Origin of the sequence: Nocardia sp. NPDC058244, assembly GCF_042882065.1 — a bacterium.
GTDB lineage: Bacteria > Actinomycetota > Actinomycetes > Mycobacteriales > Mycobacteriaceae > Nocardia.
In genome coordinates this window covers 112,706-133,905 of sequence record NZ_JBHVWX010000007.1, presented here as the reverse complement: position 1 = coordinate 133,905, position 21,200 = coordinate 112,706, and the positions used below count along the sequence as shown (strand labels likewise).

Here is a 21,200-nt window from a genome sequence, read left to right as displayed (position 1 = left end):
CAGAGTCGCAGGCACCGGCGAATCACCGGTGACGACAAAATGAACGCGAGAAGGCCGGAGCACCCCCTCGGCGCCGTCATCCACCTGTCGATACCGGTGAACTTGACGACCCGGCGGCGCGCGCGAAGGATCGAGTCGGCGGCTCGGGCTCGACCGATGGGCACGGACCGACGAGCACGAGAGCCGGGCACAAACTCCAGAACACCGAGAGCAGGACGCACGCAATGGAATTGAAGCCCGTGGCCATGTACCGCGAGATGTACGAGGGCGCGCACGACGAGCTGCCCTCGGTCCACGACGCGCCCACCGGCACCGTCGAGGCCGACCGCGAGCGAATCCTGAACTACATGCGTAAGGCCCGCGCCATCTTCGACGTCATGGGCGAGGCGCCCGACCTGTTCGCCGAGGGTGTCGACATCGAGGGTGGCCCCTCGCTCTATTCCGACGGCGTCTGGATCTGGCGAGAGGACTCCCTGAAATACCTCGCCGACCAGCCTCTCGTCCTCCCACCGGGGTTCGTCGACCACGTCCGCGCACTCGACTACACCCCGCAGAACTTCGACACGCGCGACCCCGATTTCGACGCCGCGTTCCTGTCGTACTTCTGACCGTGCCGTCCTTGCCTGTCGCGAGCCAAGAGGAGAAACCGTTGACCGACTTCCGCACCCGGACCCCCGACGAGGTCGCCGAGCTGGGCAGTCGACTGCGCGCACTCGACTGGTCCTGGCAGCTCGCCGACATACCCGAGATCGCCGAACAATTCGGCTGGCGCGTGGTCTCCACCTCGGAGGACGACGACTGGGCCATGCTCGACACCGGAATGGGCCTGGCCAGCGGAAAGGTCTTCGCCGACGACGGTGACGTCGAACAGATCGAGGTCAGCGCCAGCACCATCGGCCCCGACAGCACCGAAACCCACACCCTCGTCCAGCAGTCCTACACCGCGATGGGCGGGCGACTGGAGGCGACATTGGGCGCCCCCAGCGCCCGGATCGCCGACGACAATCCCCAGCTGCGCTGGACCGGCTCCGACTCGACCCTGATCCTCGCGGCACTCCCCCGCTCGATCACCCTCACCCTGGCCTCCAACGAATGGCTGGAACTCTTCGACGAAGGCGTCGAGCTCTCCCGGCAGGGGCAGCTGTGACCGACTGGACCACGTTCGCCGAGCACCTGGCGTCCGAGCTCGAGAACCTCCCGCTCGGCGCACGGGTGATCGTTTTCGAACCCGAACCGGCCCGCACCCGCCGCTTCGTTCAGTTCGCCCGCGACGAAGACGTGCTGTCCGCTCAGCTGATCGGTGACCGGTTCCTCGACGAGAACCGGCGACCCGATCCTGCCGGGTATCGGGCGATCACCGACGCCGGCTGGAACCAGCCCGACGTGGACAACGCCCATCTGTGGTGGGAAGACTTCGACGCACCGATCACGGCCGCAGACTGCCACCGCGCCGCAGACCTCGCCGTCACCGGCCTCCGCGACGGGTACGGCATCACCACCCCCGCCGGGCTCGTCTACGACGCCTGGACAGACCGCGCCGGTCATCCGAACCTCGACCTGCCCACCCTCGGCCTGAGCCGTCAGCCGATGCAGTAGCGGCCGGGCCGACGAGTGAGCACGTGGCGGACCCTTCCGATCGACGAGGCAGCCGAACTCGCGGGCGGACTGCACAGCCTGGATTGGTCGTGGGCTCTCGACGACGCGTCCACGATTGTCGAACGATTCGGTTGGCAGACCATCTCCAGCCGTCCGCGCTGGATCATGCTCGACGTCGGCTTCGGCGAGGGCAGCGGCACGATCCATGCCAAGAACGGCCAGGTCACCGGGATCGACCTGCAGCTCACCGACTTCGCCGACGCGGATCAGAATGCCGAGGTCTCCGCGGCGTTCGAAGGTTTCGCCGCGGCGATCACCGCCGAGCTCGGCGAGCCGACCGCGCGCGTCGCCGGTCCGCCCCCGCAACTCCGGTGGCCCGGGCCCAAGGCCACGCTTCTGCTCGAACGCTCCGCCGCTTCGGTGTGGCTGTACCTGATCACCAATGCGCGACTTGCCGCCGACGACCGCAATATCGAGCTCGAAGAGCAGGGGCTGCTGTGAGCGCCTACTTCAACCCGTTGCGGTTGCCCTGTTCCATCTTGTCGATGTAGTCGGCGCTCTCCGTCTGGCCGTCGGCGAAGTCGCCCATGGACTTGGCCATGGTCTTGACGTTGTCGCTGGTGTTGGTCCAGGAGGAGTCGTAACCGTCGTTGCCGCCGGGGCCGTCGTTGAAGCTCTGGCCGAGTTTGTCGTTGCCCCAGACGTTTCCGCGCCCGTTGAGCGAACCGTTCAGGGTGTTGATGATGTTGGTGAGTTGGGTTCCGACATTGCGCGACTTGCCTGCCGCGGTCCGGAAGTCGTCGGCGTCGTATTCGAACGTCATCGCCCTCATCCCTCCACGAGTGGTAGCACCGAGCACACCACAAGTCCTTCGCCTGCGCAACAGCTTGGCACGGCGGAGCGAACCCGGCATGACACCGTCGTGAACGGCCGGTACCTAGGCGTTCGCCTCCCAGTGGGACTCCACCCGCGACATCATCCGCTCGATCGAGGTGTTGACCGCGTCGACCAGATCCGCCCTGGACATCGGTGTGGCGACCGGGTTCTCGTTCGGCAGGCCGATGACGTAGCGACCGTCCTCGGGCAGGTCGCGCCAGACCAGGATGTCGCGATGCATGCCGCGGGATCCGAACATCGACTGGTTCTGCAGGATGTTGATCGTGCCGGTGCGCTCGGCGGGCCGATTCAGGAATTCGGCACTGCGATCGACGATCGAGGTGTCGGCCTCCTCGAAGAACATCGAGGACGGCCGCTGATGGTCGTCCTGGTCGGCGCCGGTGACCAGCGGGATGATGCCCCCGCGACCCGCGCCGGCGGCGGGCATGAGGTCGACGATCGCGTCGGCGAGCCCGTACGGCCCGATGTCGACGACGACGTAACCACCACTGTGGGTGGGGGTTTCACCGGGCAGCTGGTAGATCAGGTAACCGTTGGCGCCGGCGCGCGCGGCCCGCGCCTTGAGCCAGTACTCGGCGTCGCTGCGCGCGTCGTCCTTCCAGCCGCGCAGGCGCACATACGCTTCCGGCCGTTCGAGCACTTCGAAGACGGTGCGCAGCGCCGGGTCGGCGGTGTGCTGCAGGCGCTGCCAGACCTGGTACTTCTCGGCCTCGTAGTCCTCGTGCAGCCGGGTCGTGGTCTGGAAGGTCAGCGGACGTGGCAGGTCGGTACCGACGAAGCGCTGCCACAGCACCCGGAATTCGATGTCGGTGAGTTCCCAACGCTGGCTCACGCGCCGACCTCCGGCCGCGCGCGCGTGATCGTTCCGGGATCAGTGGCGTCGAGTGGTGCTATCGGCGCGTGGAACTCCTGGTCGGGCATCGAGAACGCCTGGTCGGGGATCTCGAGCACCGGGACGGACGCTTCGGCGCCCTCGGCCGCCTCGACCTGTGCGGGCGCCTCGGTCGACAGCGACTCCGCGACCAGACCGGTGAGGGGCGCGACGAAATCGTCCAGGCCGGACAGCAGGTTGGAGAAATCGGGCAGCGAGGCGCGCGACGCCGTGGCGGACGCTGTCGTCTCGCCGGGGACACCGGCACCGTCGGGGTTCGTGGTCGCGGTGTCGACGCCGAGCAGTTCGGCCAGCGGCGTCAGCATGGGGTTGCCCGCGATCAGTCCGGTGAGCTCGGGCGACTGCGCGAGCATCTCCTTCAGATCCGGGAACTGGCCGAGCAGGTTGCCGAGCTGGGTGAAATCGGGCAGGCCCGACGCGGTGGTCGAGCCGGTCGTGTCGGCCGAGATCTGTTGCAGGGCGGTGGCCAGCGAGGGCAGCGCCTGGGTGAGGGAACTGACGGCGGAGGTGACCGCCGACATCACCGAGGACAGGATGCTCGACATATCGCCCGAGCCCGAACCGCTGCTGGAGCCGGTCGAACCGCCCGACCCGGCGACCGAGCCGGTCGAGCCGTTCTGACCGGTCGAGCCGGTCTGCCCGTTGGCGGTCTGCGAGCCCTTGGTCCCGTTCTGCTGCAGCGCGGACTGCGCCTGCTGGGCCGCCTGCAACGCCGCTTGCTGGGCGGCCTGGCTGGCAGCCGTCTGCTGGGAGCCGCCACCGGAATTATTGCTGCCGCCACCGGAATTATTGCTGCCGCCGCCGTTGTTTCCGGCGTTGTTGTTACCGCCGCCGTTGTTATTGTTGTTGTTGTTGTTGTTATTATTGTTGTTGTTGTTATTGTTCGGCGTGGTCACCGGCCCCTTGGGGGCTGCGGGCTCCGCCGCCGCCGGGAACAGCTTCTCGGTATTCATCACCCCGTTGACATAGTGACGCTCGTACCGATCGCGGTTCTCCTGCAGATCGTCGTCGCACTTGTCCTCGGTCTCGATCGGCATGCACACCTTCGTCGCGTACAGCCAGTTCGCGGTGTACTCGAGGTTCGCCTGCATCATCTTGAAGGAATCACTGGCGACCATCGCGGACTGACCGAAGGTGGCGATCGCCGCCCGCGCGGTGTCGCCGCCCTGGCTCTGCCACCGGTCGGCGGTGATCCCGGCGAGCTTCTGGTCGAGGTCGTAGGCGGCGCCGTGCACCGCGGTGGCCATCGCCTCCCAGATCGGGGCGTCGTTGGCGACTTCCTGCCAGCCGATGCGCTGACCGAGGTCGTACATGTCACGCCAGGACATGTTCTCCGCCGCCCGCACCGGAATCCGCACCCCCACCGATTCCGCGGTCGCGGTGCCCGCGTGCTTGGGCACGTTCGCGGTCTCGATGTCGTAGTTGTGCTTCTCCATCTTGATTTCCATGCCGGTGCCCTGGCGTATCTTGACGTCGACTTCCCAGTGCGCGGGCGTGTAGCCACCGGCCTTGGTGACCTCGCCCTTGAGATCCTTGGCGCCTGGCGCGGACTTCACGTCCTTGAGCTGCCCCTTGAGCGCGGCGATATTGTCGCCCGAGCCCTTGTCGGTCTCGGTGTAGGACTCGCCCGCCGCCTTGAACATGGTGACCAGGTCTTCGAGCGAATCGATGTAGCGCCCGATGAGGTCCTTGGCCTGGGTGGCCTCGGTGATGAACTTGGTTCGCAGCGGCGGACCCGCGTCGACCTGGCTACCGCCGAGCTTCGACTCGTCGTAGTTGTTGAGATCGTGGTCGCGAATCAGGTTCTGACAGCCCTTGAACACCTCGATCGCCGAGCTACACGCCTTGGCGGCTTCGAGCGCGGCGCCCGTCTCCACCTTGATCTTGGCCTTGCTTGCCAACCCCTCGTAGGGAGAATCTCCCACGCCAACCGCTCCTCGCAGCGCCCCACCGACGACCCTCGCGCAGTCGGCTCGATCGCATGCATTCTAGTAAGCATTGCGAAATATGCACAGCCACAGGGAAACACCGGCTCGCTCGTGGATGAACATCCTGGTTCGCCGGACGGACCGGCAACCACCGCCGATCTGTGCCAAACTCGAACGACACACTGAACGGCCGCCCAACGGCCGTGCTCGAACGATGGATGAGGCCAGGATTGACGTCGCGATGGAACTGCTCATGACCGACCTGAGCGGCCTCGAACGGCGCGTCGCGGCCGACCGCACTGCCACCAGGAGCCAGACCCCCGCCGACTACCTGCGCCTGGCCGGATCCCTCGCCGAGCTGGCCCAGGGCCTGCTCACCACCCGCGACGACCCGTCCGGCCGCGACCGCACCGCCGAGGCGCTGGAACCGGCGCAGGAAGCGGTCGCCATCCGCCTGCACTGGCTGGTCGGCGGGTATGTCAGCTACGAGTACGCCGGCGCGCTGCAGGATTCGCTGCGGCTGTTCGAGCAGGCGACCCGGCTGGTCGGGCATCGGCAGCTGGCCACCAACACCATTCGCAGCGCGTGTCAGGCGTACCGGCAGGTCGCGCAGGACTATCCGGATGTGCAGCCGATGTGTGCCGACGGGCTGTCCAAGTGCGGCGTGTGGCTGATGCGGCTCGATCACGACGCGGCGGTCGCGGCGACCGAGGACGCGGTGCGGATCCGGGCCGCGATGTACGCGCGCACCTCCGAGCAGCCGGGCAAGTATCTGGCCAGCCTGAGCACGCTGCTGCGCACGATGATGGTCGGCCGGTCGCGCAAGCAGGCCATCGCGAGCTATCGCACGCTGTACTCCGAGGTCACCTCGACCGCGAGTACCGCGCGGTTGCGCGAGACCCGGGTCGAGGAACTCGATCTCACCCTCAAGACCACCCAGGCGCTGATCAAGCTGGGCGCGCCGACGCTGGAACGGGCGGGCAGGCTCACCCAGCAGCAGATCCTCTATCAGTCGGGTGGTGACCTGGCCACCATCGACGAGATCAACTGGCGGCTGGCGCTGGTCGGGCTCAAGCCGCTGGCGGCGGGCGCGATGCCGGAGCCGCCGTCGCGGCCGGTGGAGATCTCGGCGACCTACGGCGCGCTCGCGGTGCGCTGTTCGGCGCCGGACGCGCTCGAGCAGGTGCGGGCGGCGATCGTCGGGGCCTTCGCGCGTGACGGGGTCGAGCCGGTCGACGCGGGCCGGTTCGCCGGCGTGCACGAAAAGCACTGGGGAGTGAAGGAACCCGTCACCAACCCGGCGGTCGAGCTGTCCGCCGATGTGGTGCTGGTCGAGAAGTCCTCCGGCAGCTGGATTTCGGTGAAGAGCCTGAACTGGGAGATCGGCGCGCTCGGCAAGCATCCGCTCGCCGTTCGGCTCTCGGAGAAGTGGCCGGTCCTCACCGTCGCCACCATCGAGAAGATCTCCTACGAGCTGTGCCTCTACGACAACGGCGTCGCCACCCAGTACGCCGCGCTCGGCAGGCCGGCCGGGCAGGCGCCGCTCGACGCACCCCTGGCGCCGCTGGATTTCGCGACCCTGGCCGACTACGGCGCCGACTACGCCTCCGAGACGCAGGTCCGCGCGGCCTTCGGCAACGCGCCGATGTTCGCCAAGGTCACCGAGCTACCCGGCAGTGGCATCCGCCAGGCCGCCGAACAGCGCCCGCTCACCGAGTACGGGCCGGACATCCTGTTCTTCGGCAAACCCTGACCCGTCCGGCACCTGGCATGATCGGTGCCTGTGCGAGTACTGCTGCAGCGGGTGACCAGTGCCAAGGTGAGCGTCGACGACGAGGTGGTCGGGCGGATCGATCCGGCCGCGGCGGGGGTGCCGCACGGGCTGCTCGCCCTGGTCGGCGCCACCCACAGCGACACCGAGGCGACCGCGAAAGCCCTGGCGGACAAGGCGTGGCGGCTGCGGATCCTCGACGGTGAACGCTCCGCCGCGGATCTGCGCGCGCCGATCCTGGTGGTCAGCCAGTTCACCCTCTACGCCAACACCGCCAAGGGCAGGCGACCGTCCTGGAACGCGGCCGCGCCGGGCGACCATGCCGAACCGCTCGTCGACGCCTTCGCCGACACCCTGCGCGCCCTCGGCGCGACCGTGGCCACCGGGCACTTCGGGGCGCACATGCGGATCGAGCTGACGAACGACGGCCCGGTCACCATCCTGTTGGAAGGCTGACCGGGCCGTCGTCCGAAATCCTTTGCGCGCGAACTACTCCGGGCGCAGGGTGAGGATGCGGGGGCCGTCCTCGGTGACGGCGACGCTGTGCTCCCAGTGCGCGGCGCGGGTGCCGTCGGTGGTGACCACGGTCCACTCGTCGTCGAGGGTTTTGGTCTCGGTGGTGCCGAGGGTGAGCATCGGCTCGATCGCCAGCACCGAACCGACGACCAGGCGCGGGCCCTTGCCGGGGGCGCCCTCGTTCGGCAGGAACGGGTCCATGTGCATCTCGCGGCCGATGGCGTGCCCGCCGTAGCCGTCGACGATGCCGTACGCGCGGCCGTGCTCGCGCTCGGCAGCGCGGGTGCCGAGCTCGATGGCGTGCGAGACGTCGGTGAGGCGGTTGTCGGGCACCATGGCGGCGATGCCCGCCTCCATCGACAGCCTGGTCGCCTCGCTCAGCAGCGCGTCGGCCTCGATGATGGTGCCGACGCCGAACGTCCACGCCGAGTCGCCGTGCCAGCCGTCGAGGATGGCACCGCAGTCGATGGAGACGAGATCGCCCTCGGTGAGGATGTCCTTCGCCGAGGGGATCCCGTGGACCACACGGTCGTTGACCGAAGAACAGATCGAGCCGGGGAAGCCGTGGTAGCCCTTGAACGACGGGACGGCGCCCGCGTCACGGATGACCTGCTCGGCGACCTCGTCCAGTTCCAGCGTCGAGACGCCGGGCTTGGCCGCGGCGCGCACGGCGACGAGCGCCTGCCCGACGATCGCGCCCGCAGCCGCCATGGCGTCCAGCTCGCCCGCCGAACGAAACGGCACGACCTTCTTCTTACGGTTGAAGACCATCCGGCCTCAGTACTCCGATCGGTGGTTACTGACCGAGCGCCTTCAGCGCCCGCGTGTTGACTTCGTCGACCTCGCCGATTCCGTCGACGGTCACGACCAGACCGTCGTAGTACTCGAGCAGCGGTTCGGTCTCCTCACGGTAGACCCGCAGCCGGTTGCGGATGACGTCCTCGGTGTCGTCGGCGCGTCCACGGGCGAGCATGCGCTCGACCACGGTGTCCTCGGCGACCACGAAGCACAGCACCGCGTCGAGCGGGGTGCCGTTGTGCTCGAGGATCTTCTTCAGCGCGTCGGCCTGGTCGGTCGTGCGCGGGTACCCGTCGAGCACGAAGCCGTTCGACGCGTCCGGCTCACCGACGCGGGCCTCGACCATGCGGTTGGTGACGTCGCTGGGGACGAGGTCGCCCGCGTCCATGTACTTCTGCGCTTCGCGACCGAGGGCGGTCTGCTGGCTGATATTCGCGCGGAAGAGGTCTCCGGTGGAGATGTGCGGAACGCCCAGCTTCTCCGACAGCAGGACGGCCTGAGTACCTTTGCCGGCACCCGGCGGACCGAGCAGAACAACTCTCACTTGAGGAACCCTTCGTAATTTCGATTCATCAGCTGGCTCTCGATCTGTTTGACCGTGTCGAGACCCACGCTGACCATGATGAGGACCGCAGTACCGCCGAACGGCAGGTTCGCCGCTCCACCGGTCGCGCCCATGTCCAGGAACAGGTTCGGGAGGACGGCGACCAGACCGAGGTAGATCGAGCCAGGCAGGGTGATGCGGCTCAGAACGTAGTTGAGATAGTCGGCGGTCGGCTTGCCCGGACGGTAACCGGGAATGAAGCCGCCGAACTTCTTCATCTCATCCGCGCGCTCCTCCGGGTTGAAGGTGATCGCGACGTAGAAGTAGGTGAAGAACACGATCAGACCGAAGTAGATCGCGATGTAGACCGGGTTGCCCGGGTTCACCAGGTACTTCTGGATGATCTCCTGCCACCAGCTCGGGTCGGTCGCCGTGTTCGAGCCGGTCAGCTGAGCGACCAGGTTCGGCAGGTAGAGCAGCGAGGACGCGAAGATCACCGGGATGACACCGGCCTGGTTGACCTTCAACGGCAGGTAGGTCGAGGAACCGCCGTACATCTTGCGACCGACGACGCGCTTGGCGTACTGCACCGGGATCCGGCGCTGACCCTGCTCGACGAAGATCACGGCCACCAGGATCACCAGCACGGCGACACACACCAGGCCGAAGATCAGGCCACCGTCGGAGTCGAGGATGTTCTTGCCGTCGACCGGCAGGCGGGCGGCGATACCGGCGAAGATCAGCAGCGACATACCGTTGCCGACGCCGCGTTCGGTGATCTGCTCACCGAACCACATGACCAGCGCGGCACCGGCGGTCATCACCAGGACGATGATGATCATGCCGAAGATGCTGGTGTCGGCGAGGATGTCCTGCTGGCAGCCCTGCAGCAGCTGACCGCGCGCCGCGAGGGCGACGAGGCCGGTGGCCTGCAGGATCGCCAGGGCGATCGACAGGTACCGGGTGTACTGCGTCATCTTGGTCTGGCCTGCTTGGCCTTCCTTGCGCAGTTCCTCGAACCGCGGGATGACGACGGTCAGCAGCTGGATGATGATGCTCGCGGTGATGTACGGCATGATGCCGATCGCGAACACCGACAGCTGCAGCAGCGCACCACCGGAGAAGAGATTGATGAGCTGGTAGATACCGGCGGAATCACCACCGGAGACCAGCTTCACGCAGTCCTGGACCGCGCGATAGTCGACGCCGGGGGACGGCAGCGCGGCACCCAACCGGTACAGCGCGATCAACCCCAGCGTGAAGAGAATCTTCCGCCGTAAGTCCGGAGTCCGGAAGGCCGATACGAAGGCGGAAAGCACAGATCCTCCTGGCGAACGACATGGTCATGCCATGCGACTTCGGTTCTACGGAAACGTCAGCCGATGACGAGCTTGGCAGACAACACTTGAACTCTAACAGTGACACCGGACGAGCTCGCGACTCGTCCGGTGTCCACTGCTGACTAACAGTACCGTCAGGCCAGTTCGGTGACAGTGCCACCGGCCGAGGTGATCTTCTCCTTGGCGGAGCCGGTCACCTTGTCGGCGGTCACCTGGACCGCCACGCCGATCTCACCGTCGCCGAGAACCTTGACCAGCTCGTTCTTGCGAACGGCGCCGGCCGCGACGAGCTCGGCCTTACCGACCGTGCCGCCCTCGGGGAACAGCTCCGCGATGCGGCCCACGTTCACAACCTGGTACTCCACGCGGAAGCGGTTGGTGAAGCCCTTCAGCTTCGGCAGGCGCATGTGCAGCGGCATCTGGCCACCCTCGAACGCCGGGGAGACGTTCTTGCGGGCCTTCGTGCCCTTGGTACCGCGACCGGCGGTCTTGCCCTTGGAGCCCTCACCGCGACCCACACGGGTCTTCTCGGTCTTGGAACCCGGCGCAGGACGCAGGTGGTGCAATTTGATGGTCATGTCAGACCTCCTCAACAGTTACGAGGTGGCGCACGACGTTGATCAGACCGCGGTTCTGAGCGTTGTCCTCACGGACAACACTCTGACGGATCTTGCGAAGGCCCAGCGTACGCAGGGAGTCCTTCTGATTCGCCTTGGCGCCGATGGTGCTCTTGATCTGGGTCACCTTGAGATCAGCCATGGTCAGGCTCCCTGTCCCGCACGCGCACGCAGCATGCCCGCCGGAGCGACATCCTCGATCGGCAGACCGCGACGCGCGGCAACCTCTTCGGGACGCTGGAGCATCTTGAGCGCGGCAACCGTCGCGTGAACGACGTTGATCGCATTGTCGCTACCGAGCGACTTGGCCAGAATGTCGTGAATGCCAGCGCATTCGAGCACGGCACGCGCCGCGCCACCGGCGATCACACCGGTACCGGGCGAAGCCGGACGCAGCATGACGACACCGGCCGCCGCCTCACCCTGAACCGGGTGGGTGATGGTCGAGCCGATCATCGGGACGCGGAAGAAGCCCTTGCGAGCCTCCTCGACACCCTTCTGGATGGCCGCGGGAACTTCCTTGGCCTTGCCGTAGCCGACGCCGACCAGACCGTTGCCGTCACCGACGATCACGAGGGCGGTGAAGCTGAAGCGACGACCACCCTTCACGACCTTGGAGACGCGGTTGATCGCGACTACGCGCTCGAGCTGGTTCTTCTCGGCAGCGTTGTCCCGACGGTCGCCGCCACCGCGACGATCGCCACCACCGCGGCGGTCGCCACGGTTGCCCTCGGGGCCATTGCTGTTCTGTCCGGCGGGTCCGTTGCCGCCGTCACGCCGCTGACGTCCCGGCATCAGACGTTCCTTCCGTTCGAAATAACAGTCATCAGAACTTCAACCCGCCTTCACGAGCGGCATCGGCCAGCGCCGCGATGCGGCCGTGGTAGTCGTGACCACCACGGTCGAACACGACCGACTCGATACCGGCAGCCTTGGCACGCTCGGCGATCAGCTGACCGACCTTGGCGCCCTTGGCGGACTTGTCGCCCTCCAGCGCGCGCACGTCGGCCTCGATCGAGGACGCGGCGGCGATGGTCTTGCCGACCGAGTCGTCGACGAGCTGGGCGTGCAGGTGCCGCGAGGAGCGGTTGACCACCAGGCGCGGACGCTCGGTGGTGCCGACGACCTTCTTGCGCAGACGGAAGTGACGGCGGGTCTTGGACAGACGACGCTTGGTCGAGTTGTCCTTGCCCAGCGGAATCCGCTTGGCCTTCTGGTTAGCAGTTTGCGCCATGATCACTTACCCGTCTTTCCGACCTTGCGGCGAACGACCTCGCCGGCGTAGCGGATGCCCTTGCCCTTGTACGGGTCGGGCTTACGCAGTCCGTGGATGACAGCGGAGATCTGGCCGACCTTCTGCTTGTCGATGCCGGACACAGAGAACTTGGTGGGCGATTCCACCGCGAAGGTGATGCCCTCCGGGGCCTCGATCGGCACCGGGTGGCTGTAGCCCAGGGCGAACTCGAGGTTCGAGCCCTTGGCGGCCACACGGTAACCGACACCGAAGATTTCCATCTTCTTCTCGTAGCCCTTGGTGACACCCTCGATCATGTTGGCGATCAGGGTGCGGGAAAGGCCGTGCAGCGAACGGTTGGCGCGCTCGTCGTTGGGACGGGCGACCTCGAGCTCGTTACCCTCACCCTTGGTGACGGTGATCGGCTCGGCCACGGTGTGCGACAGGGTGCCCTTGGGCCCCTTCACCGTGACGACCTGGCCGTCGATGGTGACGTCGACGCCGGCCGGAATCTCGATGGGCTTCTTACCAATACGCGACATTAGTCCTGACCTCCCTTACCAGACGTAGGCGAGGACTTCGCCGCCCACGCCCTGCTTGGCCGCCTGACGGTCGGTGAGCAGACCGGTCGACGTGGAAATGATCGCCACGCCGAGGCCGCCGAGGACCTTGGGCAGGTTGGTGGACTTCGCGTACACACGCAGACCCGGCTTCGAGACGCGACGCAGGCCCTGCAGGCTGCGCTCACGGCTGGGGCCGTACTTCAGATCGACGACGAGGGACTTGCCCACGGTCGCGTCTTCGGTGCGGTAATCGGCGATGTAGCCCTCGCGCTTCAAGATCTCGGCGATGTTCGCCTTGAGCTTGGAGTGGGGCGCCTTCACCTGATCGTGGTACGCCGAGTTGGCGTTGCGCAGACGCGTCAAGAAGTCTGCGATCGGATCAGTCATGGTCATGGTTAGACCTCGACACCTTTCTCGCTGCGGTTCCCATGCAGCATCGGCGCGCTCTCGCACGCCGACCGTGGGCCTACAACAATTCGGCTGGTCCGGACGGCACTTACCGACCGGATGAGTTCTCTTTACGAGCTCTCGGCGCCTGGACCGTCCGCCCGCCTCACCTACAGTCGGCGAGGCGCCAGCGGACACAGAGGTGCCCAGGCAACCGCTCTAGTGTAGGCAATGCCGTGGTCAGGACAAAATCTGGGGCCGGGTCGCGGCCTTGGCTGTGAGCAGGATCGCCGCGCCGGAGACCGCGGTGGCCACGATCAGCATCATCTCGCCGCCGACCAGCATGCTCATGATGCCGCCGAGGAAGGCGCCGACGGCGAAGGCGCCGTACTGCGTCGCGTAGCCGAGCCAATCCCGGGCGCTACCGCCGCTGACATGGCTCTCGATGCCTTGACTCAGTTTCACCACCGTCCCGGTGGCATAGCTGAGCGGCACGCTGGTCTCGCCGTCCTTGACGAAGGCGGTGTTGAGCGCGCCGACCGCGAACGCGACGAAGGCGATGGGAATGAACCCCACCTCCTGCCCTCCCGTGCGGTCGAGCACCCAGTCGACGACGGCCGCCACGGCCAGCGCCGTCGTGGTCACCACGGCCGCGCCGTTCCTGCTGTCGCGCCACACCCGCCGTCGCAGCATCGAGGCGACGAACACACCGAGGCCGAACGAGAACAGCAGGGTGATCGCGCCGGTGGCCAGCACCGCGTCATTGTCGAACCAGCCGAGAACGGCCCGCTCGGTATTTCCGGTCATGAATGTCACGAAATATCCGGCGGAATGCGTATAGGCGGCGGCGCCGATAAATCCGGCCAATATCGAAAGAAAGGCGACCATCGGCATCGCACCTGCGGGCATCCCTCGTAGCGGCCGCCGGTGGCCCAGGTCACGCCCGGTTTTCTCTGTGGTTGCCGTCACAATCCCACATCCTCCACTTGTCCTGGAATCAGGGATCGTCTTTGACACCCGTCGCGCCGCATTTCCGCGCGATCATCCCGAGCGTAGCGACAGCACCGGAACCCGGCCAGTGCGATTTCGCGATTATCGGGAAGAACACAGAATTGGCCGCGAGATATTTAACCTCACGTTCACTGAACAATTCGAAACATATTCCGGAGCGGCGGACACCGAGCAGCCGGGCACCCCTGCCGCACGAGACCGGTACGGCGAATTCTGTTCGCCGCCAACTAGTTTCCCCAAGTAAGCATGTGATAGCTTCGCGAGGTTCGTCCGATCTGTGCAGGAGGCTCGGCAGTTGTATTCGCGCTCTGGGCGCCGTGGAACTCGCCGTAGCTGGACTCGCGTACTCGCTGTTCTGCTCGGTCTCGGCGCCCTCACCGTCCCGGCTCCCGCGCACGCGGCCGACCCGTACGTCGACCCGCTGGCCGAGGCCGCCAGCACCCCCGGCCTGCAGTGGTCGGACTGCGAGGACGGCTTCTCCTGCACCTGGGCGCAGGTGCCGCTGGACTATCACAGTCCGCGGGGTGAGCAGATCGAGCTGGCGGTGATCAAGCTGCCCGCGACCGACCCCGGTCGGCGCATCGGGACGTTGTTCGTGAACTTCGGCGGGCCGGGACCGTCGGGTGTCGACCGGCTCCGCGAGCGGGCGCGGTGGCCGTGGCTGTTCTCCGAGGAACTGCGGGCCCGCTTCGATCTGGTGTCGTGGGACCCGCGTTCGGTCGCGCGCAGCGCGCCGACCAGCTGTTTTCCCTCGCACGACGAGCAACAGGCCTACTTCGCGACGTTCCCCGGCACGCCGGAGCGCCCGGCCGAGGAGGCGGAGTTCTTCGATCGCTCCGCCGATATCGCGAGCCGCTGCGGCGCGTCCGCGGGCCCGATCCTGGCGCACGCCTCGACCGCGAACACCGTCCGCGACCTGGAGTTGCTGCGCCGCGCGGTGGGCGACGCGGCGCTGACCTATCACGGCATCTCCTACGGGACGCAGGTCGGCGCGGTCTACGCCAACATGTTCCCCGGCCGGGTGCGGGCGATGGCGCTGGACGGATCGCTGGACTTCGAGGGCAACGCGAACGGGCACGGCGGCGACGGCGCGAACCTCCCGCTGGACACCAGGCAGGGCGTGGCCGATGCCGTCGCCGAGACCTTCGACGCGTTCCTGCGGGACTGCTCGGCCGCGGGCCCTGGCTGCGCGTTCGCGGCGGGCGAGCCGAAACTCAAGTGGATCGCGCTCGCCGAACGCGCGCGTCTGGCGCCCATCGTCGTCGACGGCACCGCGTGGACCTACGGGCAGATCGTGGCCGCCGCGGGCAGCCTCGCGCGCCCGGAAACCTACCCCGACCTGGCGAGCCTGCTACAGCAGCTCTTCGACGCCGGTACCGCGCTGCTCCCGGCGGTGACACACGACGCGATCTTCGCGAAGGAGCAGCCCGGCAATCGCGTAGAGGCGTTCTATTCGATCCAGTGCGCCGACAGCGCCGTCCCGGCTGACCCCGCCGTGTACAGCCGGGTCGGCGCCATCGAAGACCTGCGGGTCCCGTATTTCGGCCGCACCGCCGTCTTCAACGCCACGCCGTGCGCCTTCTGGCCCGCGCGCGACGCCGACCGCTACAGCGGTCCGTGGAATCGCGACACCGCCGCGCCGATCCTGGTCCTGAACAGCAGATACGACCCGGCGACGCCGCTGCGTGGCGCCGTCGCGGGCGCCGCGCAGCTCGCCAACGCGCGGGTGGTCGTGGTGGAAGGTGCCGGGCACAGCAGCATGTACGTGCCCAGCACCTGCGCCGAACATGTCAAGCGCGACTATCTGTTCACCGGTCAGCTGCCCCCGGCCGACCTCCGCTGCGGGATCGACCGCTCCCCCTTCCGCTGACCCCGGATCAGCGGGTGACGCACACCATGCTGAGCAGCGGGCCGTAGGGATTCTCCGCGCTGCCCGCGAGGACGAGCAGTCCACCGATCGGGCTGCACAGCACATCCAGGCTCGACGAGCCGGTCCCCGCGACCGGCGCTTCGGCGTGCGCGGTGGCCGCGGTGACGGCGGGGGCGAGGAGGGACAGTGCGAGGGCGGAGGACACGGCAAGCTTCTTCATGGCTCTACCGTGCCGTCCGCCCCGGCGGTGCGCACGCCCCGAGTTGCCGGGGCATTGCCTCCGAGGGCACGAGCCCATGCCTTCGGCCGGTGTGGTTTCGCATCGAACCTCCTTGGCATGGCGGTTGTGCCCCTGTTTCCGGCGGAGGATCCTGAGTAGATCGGGTAGTCGGAGGCTGTTCGATGACACCTCGCACGATCGCGCTCATCAGTGGCGTGACGGCCTGCGCCGCCGCGTTGAGCGTCGCCGTGGTGCTGTCGGTCGACTGGTCGGAGGCGGCGCTCTACGACCCGGCCCGGATTTTGCTGCTCGGCCCGCGCGAGGCGTTCGCGGCGGCGCAGCATTCACCGAAGTTCGGCAGGCTGGAGCTCACGCTGTTCCTGCTGACCGGGGCGTCGTTCGTGGCGTCAGGACTGTTCACCTGGACGAACCGGCCGCACGATCTCGCCGGGCCGCTGTTCGTGCTCGCCGGTCTGGTCTGGCTGGCCTGCGGTGTCCGCCGATCCAGCGACCCGGCCCTGTTCACCGCGGGAGCGGTACTGACGAATATCTATCTGCCGGTGATGATTCCGGTGCTGCTCGGCTTCCCGTCGGGGCGGCTGCGGCAATCCTGGGAGCGCTGGTATGTGGCGGTGTGCTGGGTACTGGCCGTAATCGGGGTGTCGGCCGAGTGGCTATTCTTCGATCCGCGGGAGGTGCCCGCGCCGCACCCGTCGACCTCGGTCAATCTGTTGCTGATTCGCCACGACGCGGCGCTGGCCGATCGGATCCAGCTCACCGTCGGCGCGATCGCCTTCGTCGTCGCCGTGACCGCGATCGTCGTCGTGATCCGGCGCTGGCGATCCGGCACCGCGGCGTACCGATCGGGCTTCGCGCCCATCATGATGCTGGCGACGGTCGCCGGCGTGGCCATCCTGTGGATGATGCTGACCGCCATCCGGTTCCCCGGTTCGCTGCACGGCTGGACCCTGAATCTGCGCTACATCCCGATGGTGCTGCTGCCGATGGCCATCGCGTTCGGACAGGTGCGGTACCGGATGGCGCGCGCCGCCGTCGGTGCCGCGATGGTCGAGATCGGCGCGGCCCCGATCAGTTCCGGCTTCGCCGAGGCACTGCGCCGCGCACTGCACGACCCCACCCTCGCCCTGTGGACCTTCGACGCCGAGCGCGGCGGTTACGTCGACGACCAGGGAAAACTCCGCGAACTGCCGCGCGGCCCCGGCCACCGGGTGGCGACCGTCCTCGAACGCGACGGCGCCGCGGCGGCCGCCCTCGTCTACGACCGGCAATTGCGGAACGAACCTGAACTGCTGGCCGCCGTGCGCGGCGCGACCGAACTCGCGCTCGACCACGAACGCCTGCGCAACGATCTGCAGACCCAGCTCGCCGAGGTCCGCCGCTCCAGGGAGCGCATCGTGGCCGCGGGCGACGCCGAACGCCGCCGCGTCGAACGCGATCTGCACGACGGCGCCCAGCAGCGGCTGGTCGCCGCGGCACTGCTGCTGCGCCGGGCCCAGCGCGCCCCCGACACCGCGACCAGAGGCGACCTGGTCACCCGCGGTGCCGCCGAGCTCGATACCGCGCTCGGCGAACTGCGCGAGCTGGCCAGGGGCGTGTTCCCGCCGATCCTGGCCGAACGCGGTCTCACGGCCGCGCTGACCTCGCTCGCCGAACGCTCCCCCATCCCCGTGCGCATCCACGGCACGCTGGCCCCGCGGCCGCCGCCCGGGGTGGAGCTGGCCGCGTATTTCATCGCCGCCGAGGCGGTCACCAACGCGGCCAAGCATTCCGGCGGAACGCATGTCGATATCGACGTGGACGTCGTCGACGACGCCGTGCGGCTGGTGATCGCCGACGACGGCCGGGGCGGCGCCTGCCTCGGTCCCGGCGGCGGGCTCAGCGGTCTCGATGATCGCGCGGCGGCGCTCGGCGGCAGCCTGCTGGTCGACAGCCTGCCCGGCGCGGGCACGGTCCTCACCGCGACGCTGCCCCTGCACCCGGAGGACACGACATGAGCGACCTCGAACCCGGGACGGTCTTCGCCGGCTACACGATCGAGCGGACGCTCGGGTCGGGTGGCATGGGCACGGTCTACGCGGCCCGGCACCCGACGCTGCCCCGCACCGTCGCACTCAAAGTGCTGCATCCCGCGCTGACCGGCGACGACTACGTCCGCACCCGCTTCGAATTCGAAGCCGACCACGCCGCCCGCCTCGACCATCCCGCCATCGTGGCGGTCTACGACCGTGGCCGCGAGGGCGATCGGCTCTGGATCGCGATGCAGCTGGTGGCGGGCACCGATGCCGCGCGGCTGCTGCGCGACGGGCCGGTCGCGCCGGAACGGGCGGTGCACATCGTCGAAACGGTCGCGGCGGGACTCGACTACGCGCATCGGGCCGGGGTGTTCCACCGCGACGTCAACCCGGCGAACATCCTGCTGGCCGCGGCCACCGAGCCGAACGGGGCCGAACGGGTGCTGCTGACGGACTTCGGCATCGCCAAGGCGCTCGACGACACCGTGAATCTGACCGCCGCCGGGATGCTGGTGGCCACCCTCCGCTACGCGGCGCCCGAACAGATCGAGGGCAGGACCATCGATCACCGCGCCGACGAATACTCGCTGGGCTGCACGCTGTTCCACCTGCTCACCGGCAGTCCGCCCTATCCGGGACCGAGCCAGGCCGCCATCATGAACGGTCATCTCAACGGACCGATTCCGCAGCCGAGCGCCCTGCTGCCCGCCCTGCCGAAAGCCCTCGACGCGGTGCTCGCCAGGGCGATGGCGAAGAGTCCGGCCGACCGGTATCCGACCTGCGGCGAGTTCGCCGCCGCGGCCGGAGCGGTGCTCACCGCGGCCGCCGAGACCACCACCGAACACCCGGCCGAGCCGCGCCTGCGGGTCGTGCTCGCCGACGACTCCGCACTGCTGCGCCAGGGCATCGCCCGGCTGCTCGAGGACGAGGGCATGGAGGTGGCGGGCCAGGCGGCCGACGCGGTGGCCCTGCTGCGGCTGGTCCGGGCGCACCGACCTGATGTCGCCGTTGTCGACATCAGGATGCCGCCGACCTGCACCACCGAGGGCATCGACGCCGCGGTTGCCATCCGCCGCGACTATCCCGAGACGGCGGTGCTGCTGCTCTCGCAGTACATCGAGACCGAGAACGTGCTCGATCTGCTGTCCGGCGGCGCCCGCAGCCTCGGCTACCTGCTCAAGGACCGGGTCTCCGATATCGACGAGTTCGTGACGGCGCTGGAGCGGGTCGCCGCGGGCGGCTCCGCGATCGACCCCGACCTGGTCGGCCGCCTGGTCTCGCGACCGCACCACGGCGCCCTGCCGCTGGACGAACTCTCACCGCGCGAGCGCGAGGTGCTGCGGCTGATGGCCGAAGGACGGTCCAACCGGGCGATCGGCGCCGCGCTGTTCCTGGGCGAGCGCACGATCGAAACCCATGTCCGCAGCATCTTCGCCAAGCTCGGCCTCCAGCCCGAACCCGACGACCACCGCCGCGTCCTCGCGGTCCTGACCCACCTCCGGGTCGAGACCTGACTAGCCGACGATCATGCACATCAGGTCGTAGAGCGGCGGCTTCTCGACGCTGCCGGTGGCGAACAGCAACTGCGCGATCGGCGAGCAGATCAGCGCGGTCTCCGACGACCCCGACCCGCCCTGCGCGGACCCCGTACCGCCCTGCGACGACCCGGACTCGGCGACCGGCGCCGGCGCGACGGGAGCGGCGGAGGCGACAGCGGGCGCGGACAGCAGCGCGCAGGACAGGACAGCGGCGGTAGCGATCTTCTTCATGCGCCAAGAGAACACGACACCGCCGCGCCACAAGAGTGAAATCCGCATATTTCACCCATCTTCCGGTAACCGCGCTCACCCACCGGCCGAATTGTCGGTGCGGCCTGCGATCCTGGGGATCCATCGACCACGGGGGACGGATCAATGACCTACGACGACTGCGGCTGGCACTCGGACACCACCTCGGAACTCGGCCTGGACAGCGAGGCGGGAGCGACCCATATCGGGATGTTCTACGCGTGGGCGGTCGCCAACGACCTGCATTCGCCGACCGTGCTCGTCTGGGGCGAACCGGAACCCCGCCCGCAGCCGGAGCTGGCGGCGCTGCGCGAGCGCACGAAGACACCCGGCCGCTACCTACTCGACCACTGCTGCGGAGAACTGAACGAGGGCGACCTCAACGCCCGCGGCCAAGCCTTCACCGCGGCCGCCTACCGCCAGTACCTGCGCGCCTACGACTTCCTCCCCGAGATCGCGCGGTACGAGACCACCTACCACGTCCCCGACACCTGGGAAACCTACGACGCCGTCGCGTCCCTGCTCGACGAAGCCTGGGCGGAATGGCAGGCACACACCGGCTGACCCGTGCCGCGAACGCGCGAAGGCACGAACTCCCGGCACGGACAGCCTCGTGACCCACGAGTGATCCCGCACGAAAAATCGAGCGATTCCTGACATCACGCCGTGACCAGCCGTGGCGCCCACCGGTACCACGCTGGTCTACCAGTTCGGAATCATCGATGTTTGGAGGGATCGCGAGAAGGCTTGCCGCTGTGATTCTCGGAGTTGCCCTCGGCGCATGCGCCGTTCCCGGTTCGACCGCGTCCGCTGCACCCGGCGCCAGCTACCAGATGGGCGAAACCGCCGCCATCCCCGTCGTGAACTACAACGGTGCCGCGACAACGGTCACCGAAATCACCGTCGCGGATTGGAACTGCGACGGCCGTCGAGAAGTCTGCACCGTGTCGGTGCGCTTCGCACACCGCGGAACACAGTCGACCGACCCAGCAACAATCAGCTACAGCCTCTCCTTCGCCGACGGCAGGTCGGTTCCGGCCACAACCGAACCGAACGTCGGCTACCTCTATGACGGAACCATCGTGGCCGGGGTCGCGTCCTTCCCGCTCATCACCGAGCCATCGCCGCCGACTGCCGTCGTCCTGCGCGGCGAGGTTTCCGGCGACGTACTCGGCAGTTGGGTAGTGCCCTAGGGG

At 67.9% G+C, this 21,200-nt stretch carries 26 protein-coding genes; 11 read left to right on the top strand and 15 right to left on the bottom strand.

Features of this window, described 5'->3' with window-relative positions; genetic code table 11:
- Window positions 1-224: 224 nt before the first annotated feature.
- From ACFVW6_RS22875 to ACFVW6_RS22860, 4 genes are read left to right on the top strand one after another with little or no spacing between them, the layout of a single operon-like run.
- Window positions 225-608, top strand: coding sequence for a hypothetical protein (locus ACFVW6_RS22875; protein ID WP_378829598.1), 384 nt, complete (start codon window positions 225-227; stop codon window positions 606-608).
- A gap of 41 nt (window positions 609-649) precedes the next feature.
- The gene (locus ACFVW6_RS22870) at window positions 650-1,147 is read left to right on the top strand and encodes a DUF6301 family protein (protein ID WP_378829595.1); all 498 of its coding nucleotides are present in this window, start codon (window positions 650-652) and stop codon (window positions 1,145-1,147) included.
- Window positions 1,144-1,596, top strand: coding sequence for a hypothetical protein (locus ACFVW6_RS22865; RefSeq protein ID WP_378829593.1), 453 nt, complete (start codon window positions 1,144-1,146; stop codon window positions 1,594-1,596). Before ACFVW6_RS22870 ends, ACFVW6_RS22865 begins: the two co-directional genes overlap by 4 nt.
- Before the next feature lie 15 nt (window positions 1,597-1,611).
- Window positions 1,612-2,097 carry a DUF6301 family protein gene (locus ACFVW6_RS22860; RefSeq protein ID WP_378829591.1) on the top strand — a complete coding sequence of 162 codons (486 nt, stop codon included), beginning with the start codon at window positions 1,612-1,614 and terminating at the stop codon, window positions 2,095-2,097.
- Window positions 2,098-2,101: 4 nt separating this feature from the next.
- Here ACFVW6_RS22860 and ACFVW6_RS22855 read toward each other — a convergent pair whose 3' ends face one another.
- From ACFVW6_RS22855 to ACFVW6_RS22845, 3 genes are all read right to left on the bottom strand, one after another.
- Window positions 2,102-2,419 carry a WXG100 family type VII secretion target gene (locus ACFVW6_RS22855; RefSeq protein ID WP_378829589.1) on the bottom strand — a complete coding sequence of 106 codons (318 nt, stop codon included), beginning with the start codon at window positions 2,417-2,419 and terminating at the stop codon, window positions 2,102-2,104.
- 114 nt (window positions 2,420-2,533) lie between these two features.
- Window positions 2,534-3,325 carry an ESX secretion-associated protein EspG gene (locus ACFVW6_RS22850; RefSeq protein ID WP_378829586.1) on the bottom strand — a complete coding sequence of 264 codons (792 nt, stop codon included), beginning with the start codon at window positions 3,323-3,325 and terminating at the stop codon, window positions 2,534-2,536.
- On the bottom strand, window positions 3,322-5,310 hold the full coding sequence (locus tag ACFVW6_RS22845) for a hypothetical protein (protein ID WP_378829584.1): 1,989 nt from the start codon (window positions 5,308-5,310) through the stop codon (window positions 3,322-3,324). Before ACFVW6_RS22845 ends, ACFVW6_RS22850 begins: the two co-directional genes overlap by 4 nt.
- A gap of 256 nt (window positions 5,311-5,566) precedes the next feature.
- Between ACFVW6_RS22845 and ACFVW6_RS22840 the strand changes: the two genes are divergently transcribed.
- Window positions 5,567-7,066 (top strand): hypothetical protein, encoded by a 1,500-nt coding sequence (locus ACFVW6_RS22840; RefSeq protein ID WP_378829582.1) that lies wholly within the window; start codon window positions 5,567-5,569, stop codon window positions 7,064-7,066.
- A gap of 30 nt (window positions 7,067-7,096) precedes the next feature.
- Window positions 7,097-7,540: a D-aminoacyl-tRNA deacylase gene (gene dtd, locus ACFVW6_RS22835; RefSeq protein ID WP_378829580.1), complete on the top strand. Its 444-nt coding sequence runs from the start codon at window positions 7,097-7,099 to the stop codon at window positions 7,538-7,540.
- Between the two features lie 33 nt (window positions 7,541-7,573).
- Here dtd and map read toward each other — a convergent pair whose 3' ends face one another.
- The 10 genes from map to ACFVW6_RS22785 all read right to left on the bottom strand — a co-directional run bounded on the left by map (window position 7,574) and on the right by ACFVW6_RS22785 (window position 13,992).
- Window positions 7,574-8,371 (bottom strand): type I methionyl aminopeptidase, encoded by a 798-nt coding sequence (gene map / locus ACFVW6_RS22830; RefSeq protein ID WP_355271307.1) that lies wholly within the window; start codon window positions 8,369-8,371, stop codon window positions 7,574-7,576.
- 25 nt (window positions 8,372-8,396) lie between these two features.
- Window positions 8,397-8,942, bottom strand: a complete 546-nt coding sequence (locus ACFVW6_RS22825) for an adenylate kinase (RefSeq protein ID WP_355271306.1) — start codon at window positions 8,940-8,942, stop codon at window positions 8,397-8,399.
- Window positions 8,939-10,261 (bottom strand): preprotein translocase subunit SecY, encoded by a 1,323-nt coding sequence (secY, locus tag ACFVW6_RS22820; RefSeq protein WP_355271304.1) that lies wholly within the window; start codon window positions 10,259-10,261, stop codon window positions 8,939-8,941. Before secY ends, ACFVW6_RS22825 begins: the two co-directional genes overlap by 4 nt.
- 155 nt (window positions 10,262-10,416) lie before the next feature.
- Entirely contained in the window at window positions 10,417-10,860 is a 444-nt protein-coding gene (gene rplO / locus ACFVW6_RS22815; protein WP_355271302.1) for a 50S ribosomal protein L15, read from the bottom strand.
- A gap of 1 nt (window position 10,861) precedes the next feature.
- Window positions 10,862-11,041, bottom strand: a complete 180-nt coding sequence (gene rpmD, locus ACFVW6_RS22810; protein ID WP_019045070.1) for a 50S ribosomal protein L30 — start codon at window positions 11,039-11,041, stop codon at window positions 10,862-10,864.
- Between the two features lie 2 nt (window positions 11,042-11,043).
- Window positions 11,044-11,694, bottom strand: a complete 651-nt coding sequence (rpsE, locus tag ACFVW6_RS22805) for a 30S ribosomal protein S5 (protein WP_110037186.1) — start codon at window positions 11,692-11,694, stop codon at window positions 11,044-11,046.
- A gap of 31 nt (window positions 11,695-11,725) precedes the next feature.
- Entirely contained in the window at window positions 11,726-12,133 is a 408-nt protein-coding gene (rplR, locus tag ACFVW6_RS22800) for a 50S ribosomal protein L18 (RefSeq protein WP_218719431.1), read from the bottom strand.
- 2 nt (window positions 12,134-12,135) lie between these two features.
- Entirely contained in the window at window positions 12,136-12,675 is a 540-nt protein-coding gene (rplF, locus tag ACFVW6_RS22795; protein WP_019045067.1) for a 50S ribosomal protein L6, read from the bottom strand.
- Window positions 12,676-12,690: 15 nt separating this feature from the next.
- A complete protein-coding gene (rpsH, locus tag ACFVW6_RS22790) occupies window positions 12,691-13,089 on the bottom strand; it encodes a 30S ribosomal protein S8 (protein ID WP_014981717.1) in 399 nt (132 codons plus the stop codon).
- Window positions 13,090-13,323: 234 nt separating this feature from the next.
- Window positions 13,324-13,992, bottom strand: a complete 669-nt coding sequence (locus tag ACFVW6_RS22785) for a YoaK family protein (protein WP_378830077.1) — start codon at window positions 13,990-13,992, stop codon at window positions 13,324-13,326.
- 397 nt (window positions 13,993-14,389) lie between these two features.
- On the opposite strand from ACFVW6_RS22785, the gene ACFVW6_RS22780 reads away from it, so the two are divergent.
- Window positions 14,390-15,964, top strand: coding sequence for an alpha/beta hydrolase (locus ACFVW6_RS22780; RefSeq protein ID WP_378829573.1), 1,575 nt, complete (start codon window positions 14,390-14,392; stop codon window positions 15,962-15,964).
- A 7-nt stretch (window positions 15,965-15,971) separates the two neighbouring features.
- Here ACFVW6_RS22780 and ACFVW6_RS22775 read toward each other — a convergent pair whose 3' ends face one another.
- Window positions 15,972-16,184 (bottom strand): hypothetical protein, encoded by a 213-nt coding sequence (locus tag ACFVW6_RS22775; protein WP_378829571.1) that lies wholly within the window; start codon window positions 16,182-16,184, stop codon window positions 15,972-15,974.
- A 182-nt stretch (window positions 16,185-16,366) separates the two neighbouring features.
- On the opposite strand from ACFVW6_RS22775, the gene ACFVW6_RS22770 reads away from it, so the two are divergent.
- Window positions 16,367-18,199 carry a sensor histidine kinase gene (locus ACFVW6_RS22770; protein ID WP_378829568.1) on the top strand — a complete coding sequence of 611 codons (1,833 nt, stop codon included), beginning with the start codon at window positions 16,367-16,369 and terminating at the stop codon, window positions 18,197-18,199.
- Window positions 18,196-19,731: a protein kinase gene (locus tag ACFVW6_RS22765; RefSeq protein WP_378829565.1), complete on the top strand. Its 1,536-nt coding sequence runs from the start codon at window positions 18,196-18,198 to the stop codon at window positions 19,729-19,731. The genes ACFVW6_RS22770 and ACFVW6_RS22765 overlap by 4 nt, the downstream gene beginning before the upstream one ends.
- Here the strand turns inward: ACFVW6_RS22765 and ACFVW6_RS22760 are convergent, their stop codons facing one another.
- Window positions 19,732-19,986, bottom strand: a complete 255-nt coding sequence (locus tag ACFVW6_RS22760) for a hypothetical protein (RefSeq protein ID WP_355271287.1) — start codon at window positions 19,984-19,986, stop codon at window positions 19,732-19,734.
- A gap of 144 nt (window positions 19,987-20,130) precedes the next feature.
- Between ACFVW6_RS22760 and ACFVW6_RS22755 the strand changes: the two genes are divergently transcribed.
- Both ACFVW6_RS22755 and ACFVW6_RS22750 read left to right on the top strand, forming a co-directional pair.
- Window positions 20,131-20,568, top strand: a complete 438-nt coding sequence (locus tag ACFVW6_RS22755) for a hypothetical protein (protein WP_378829561.1) — start codon at window positions 20,131-20,133, stop codon at window positions 20,566-20,568.
- Between the two features lie 158 nt (window positions 20,569-20,726).
- Window positions 20,727-21,197: a hypothetical protein gene (locus ACFVW6_RS22750; RefSeq protein WP_378829559.1), complete on the top strand. Its 471-nt coding sequence runs from the start codon at window positions 20,727-20,729 to the stop codon at window positions 21,195-21,197.
- Window positions 21,198-21,200 lie beyond the last annotated feature (3 nt).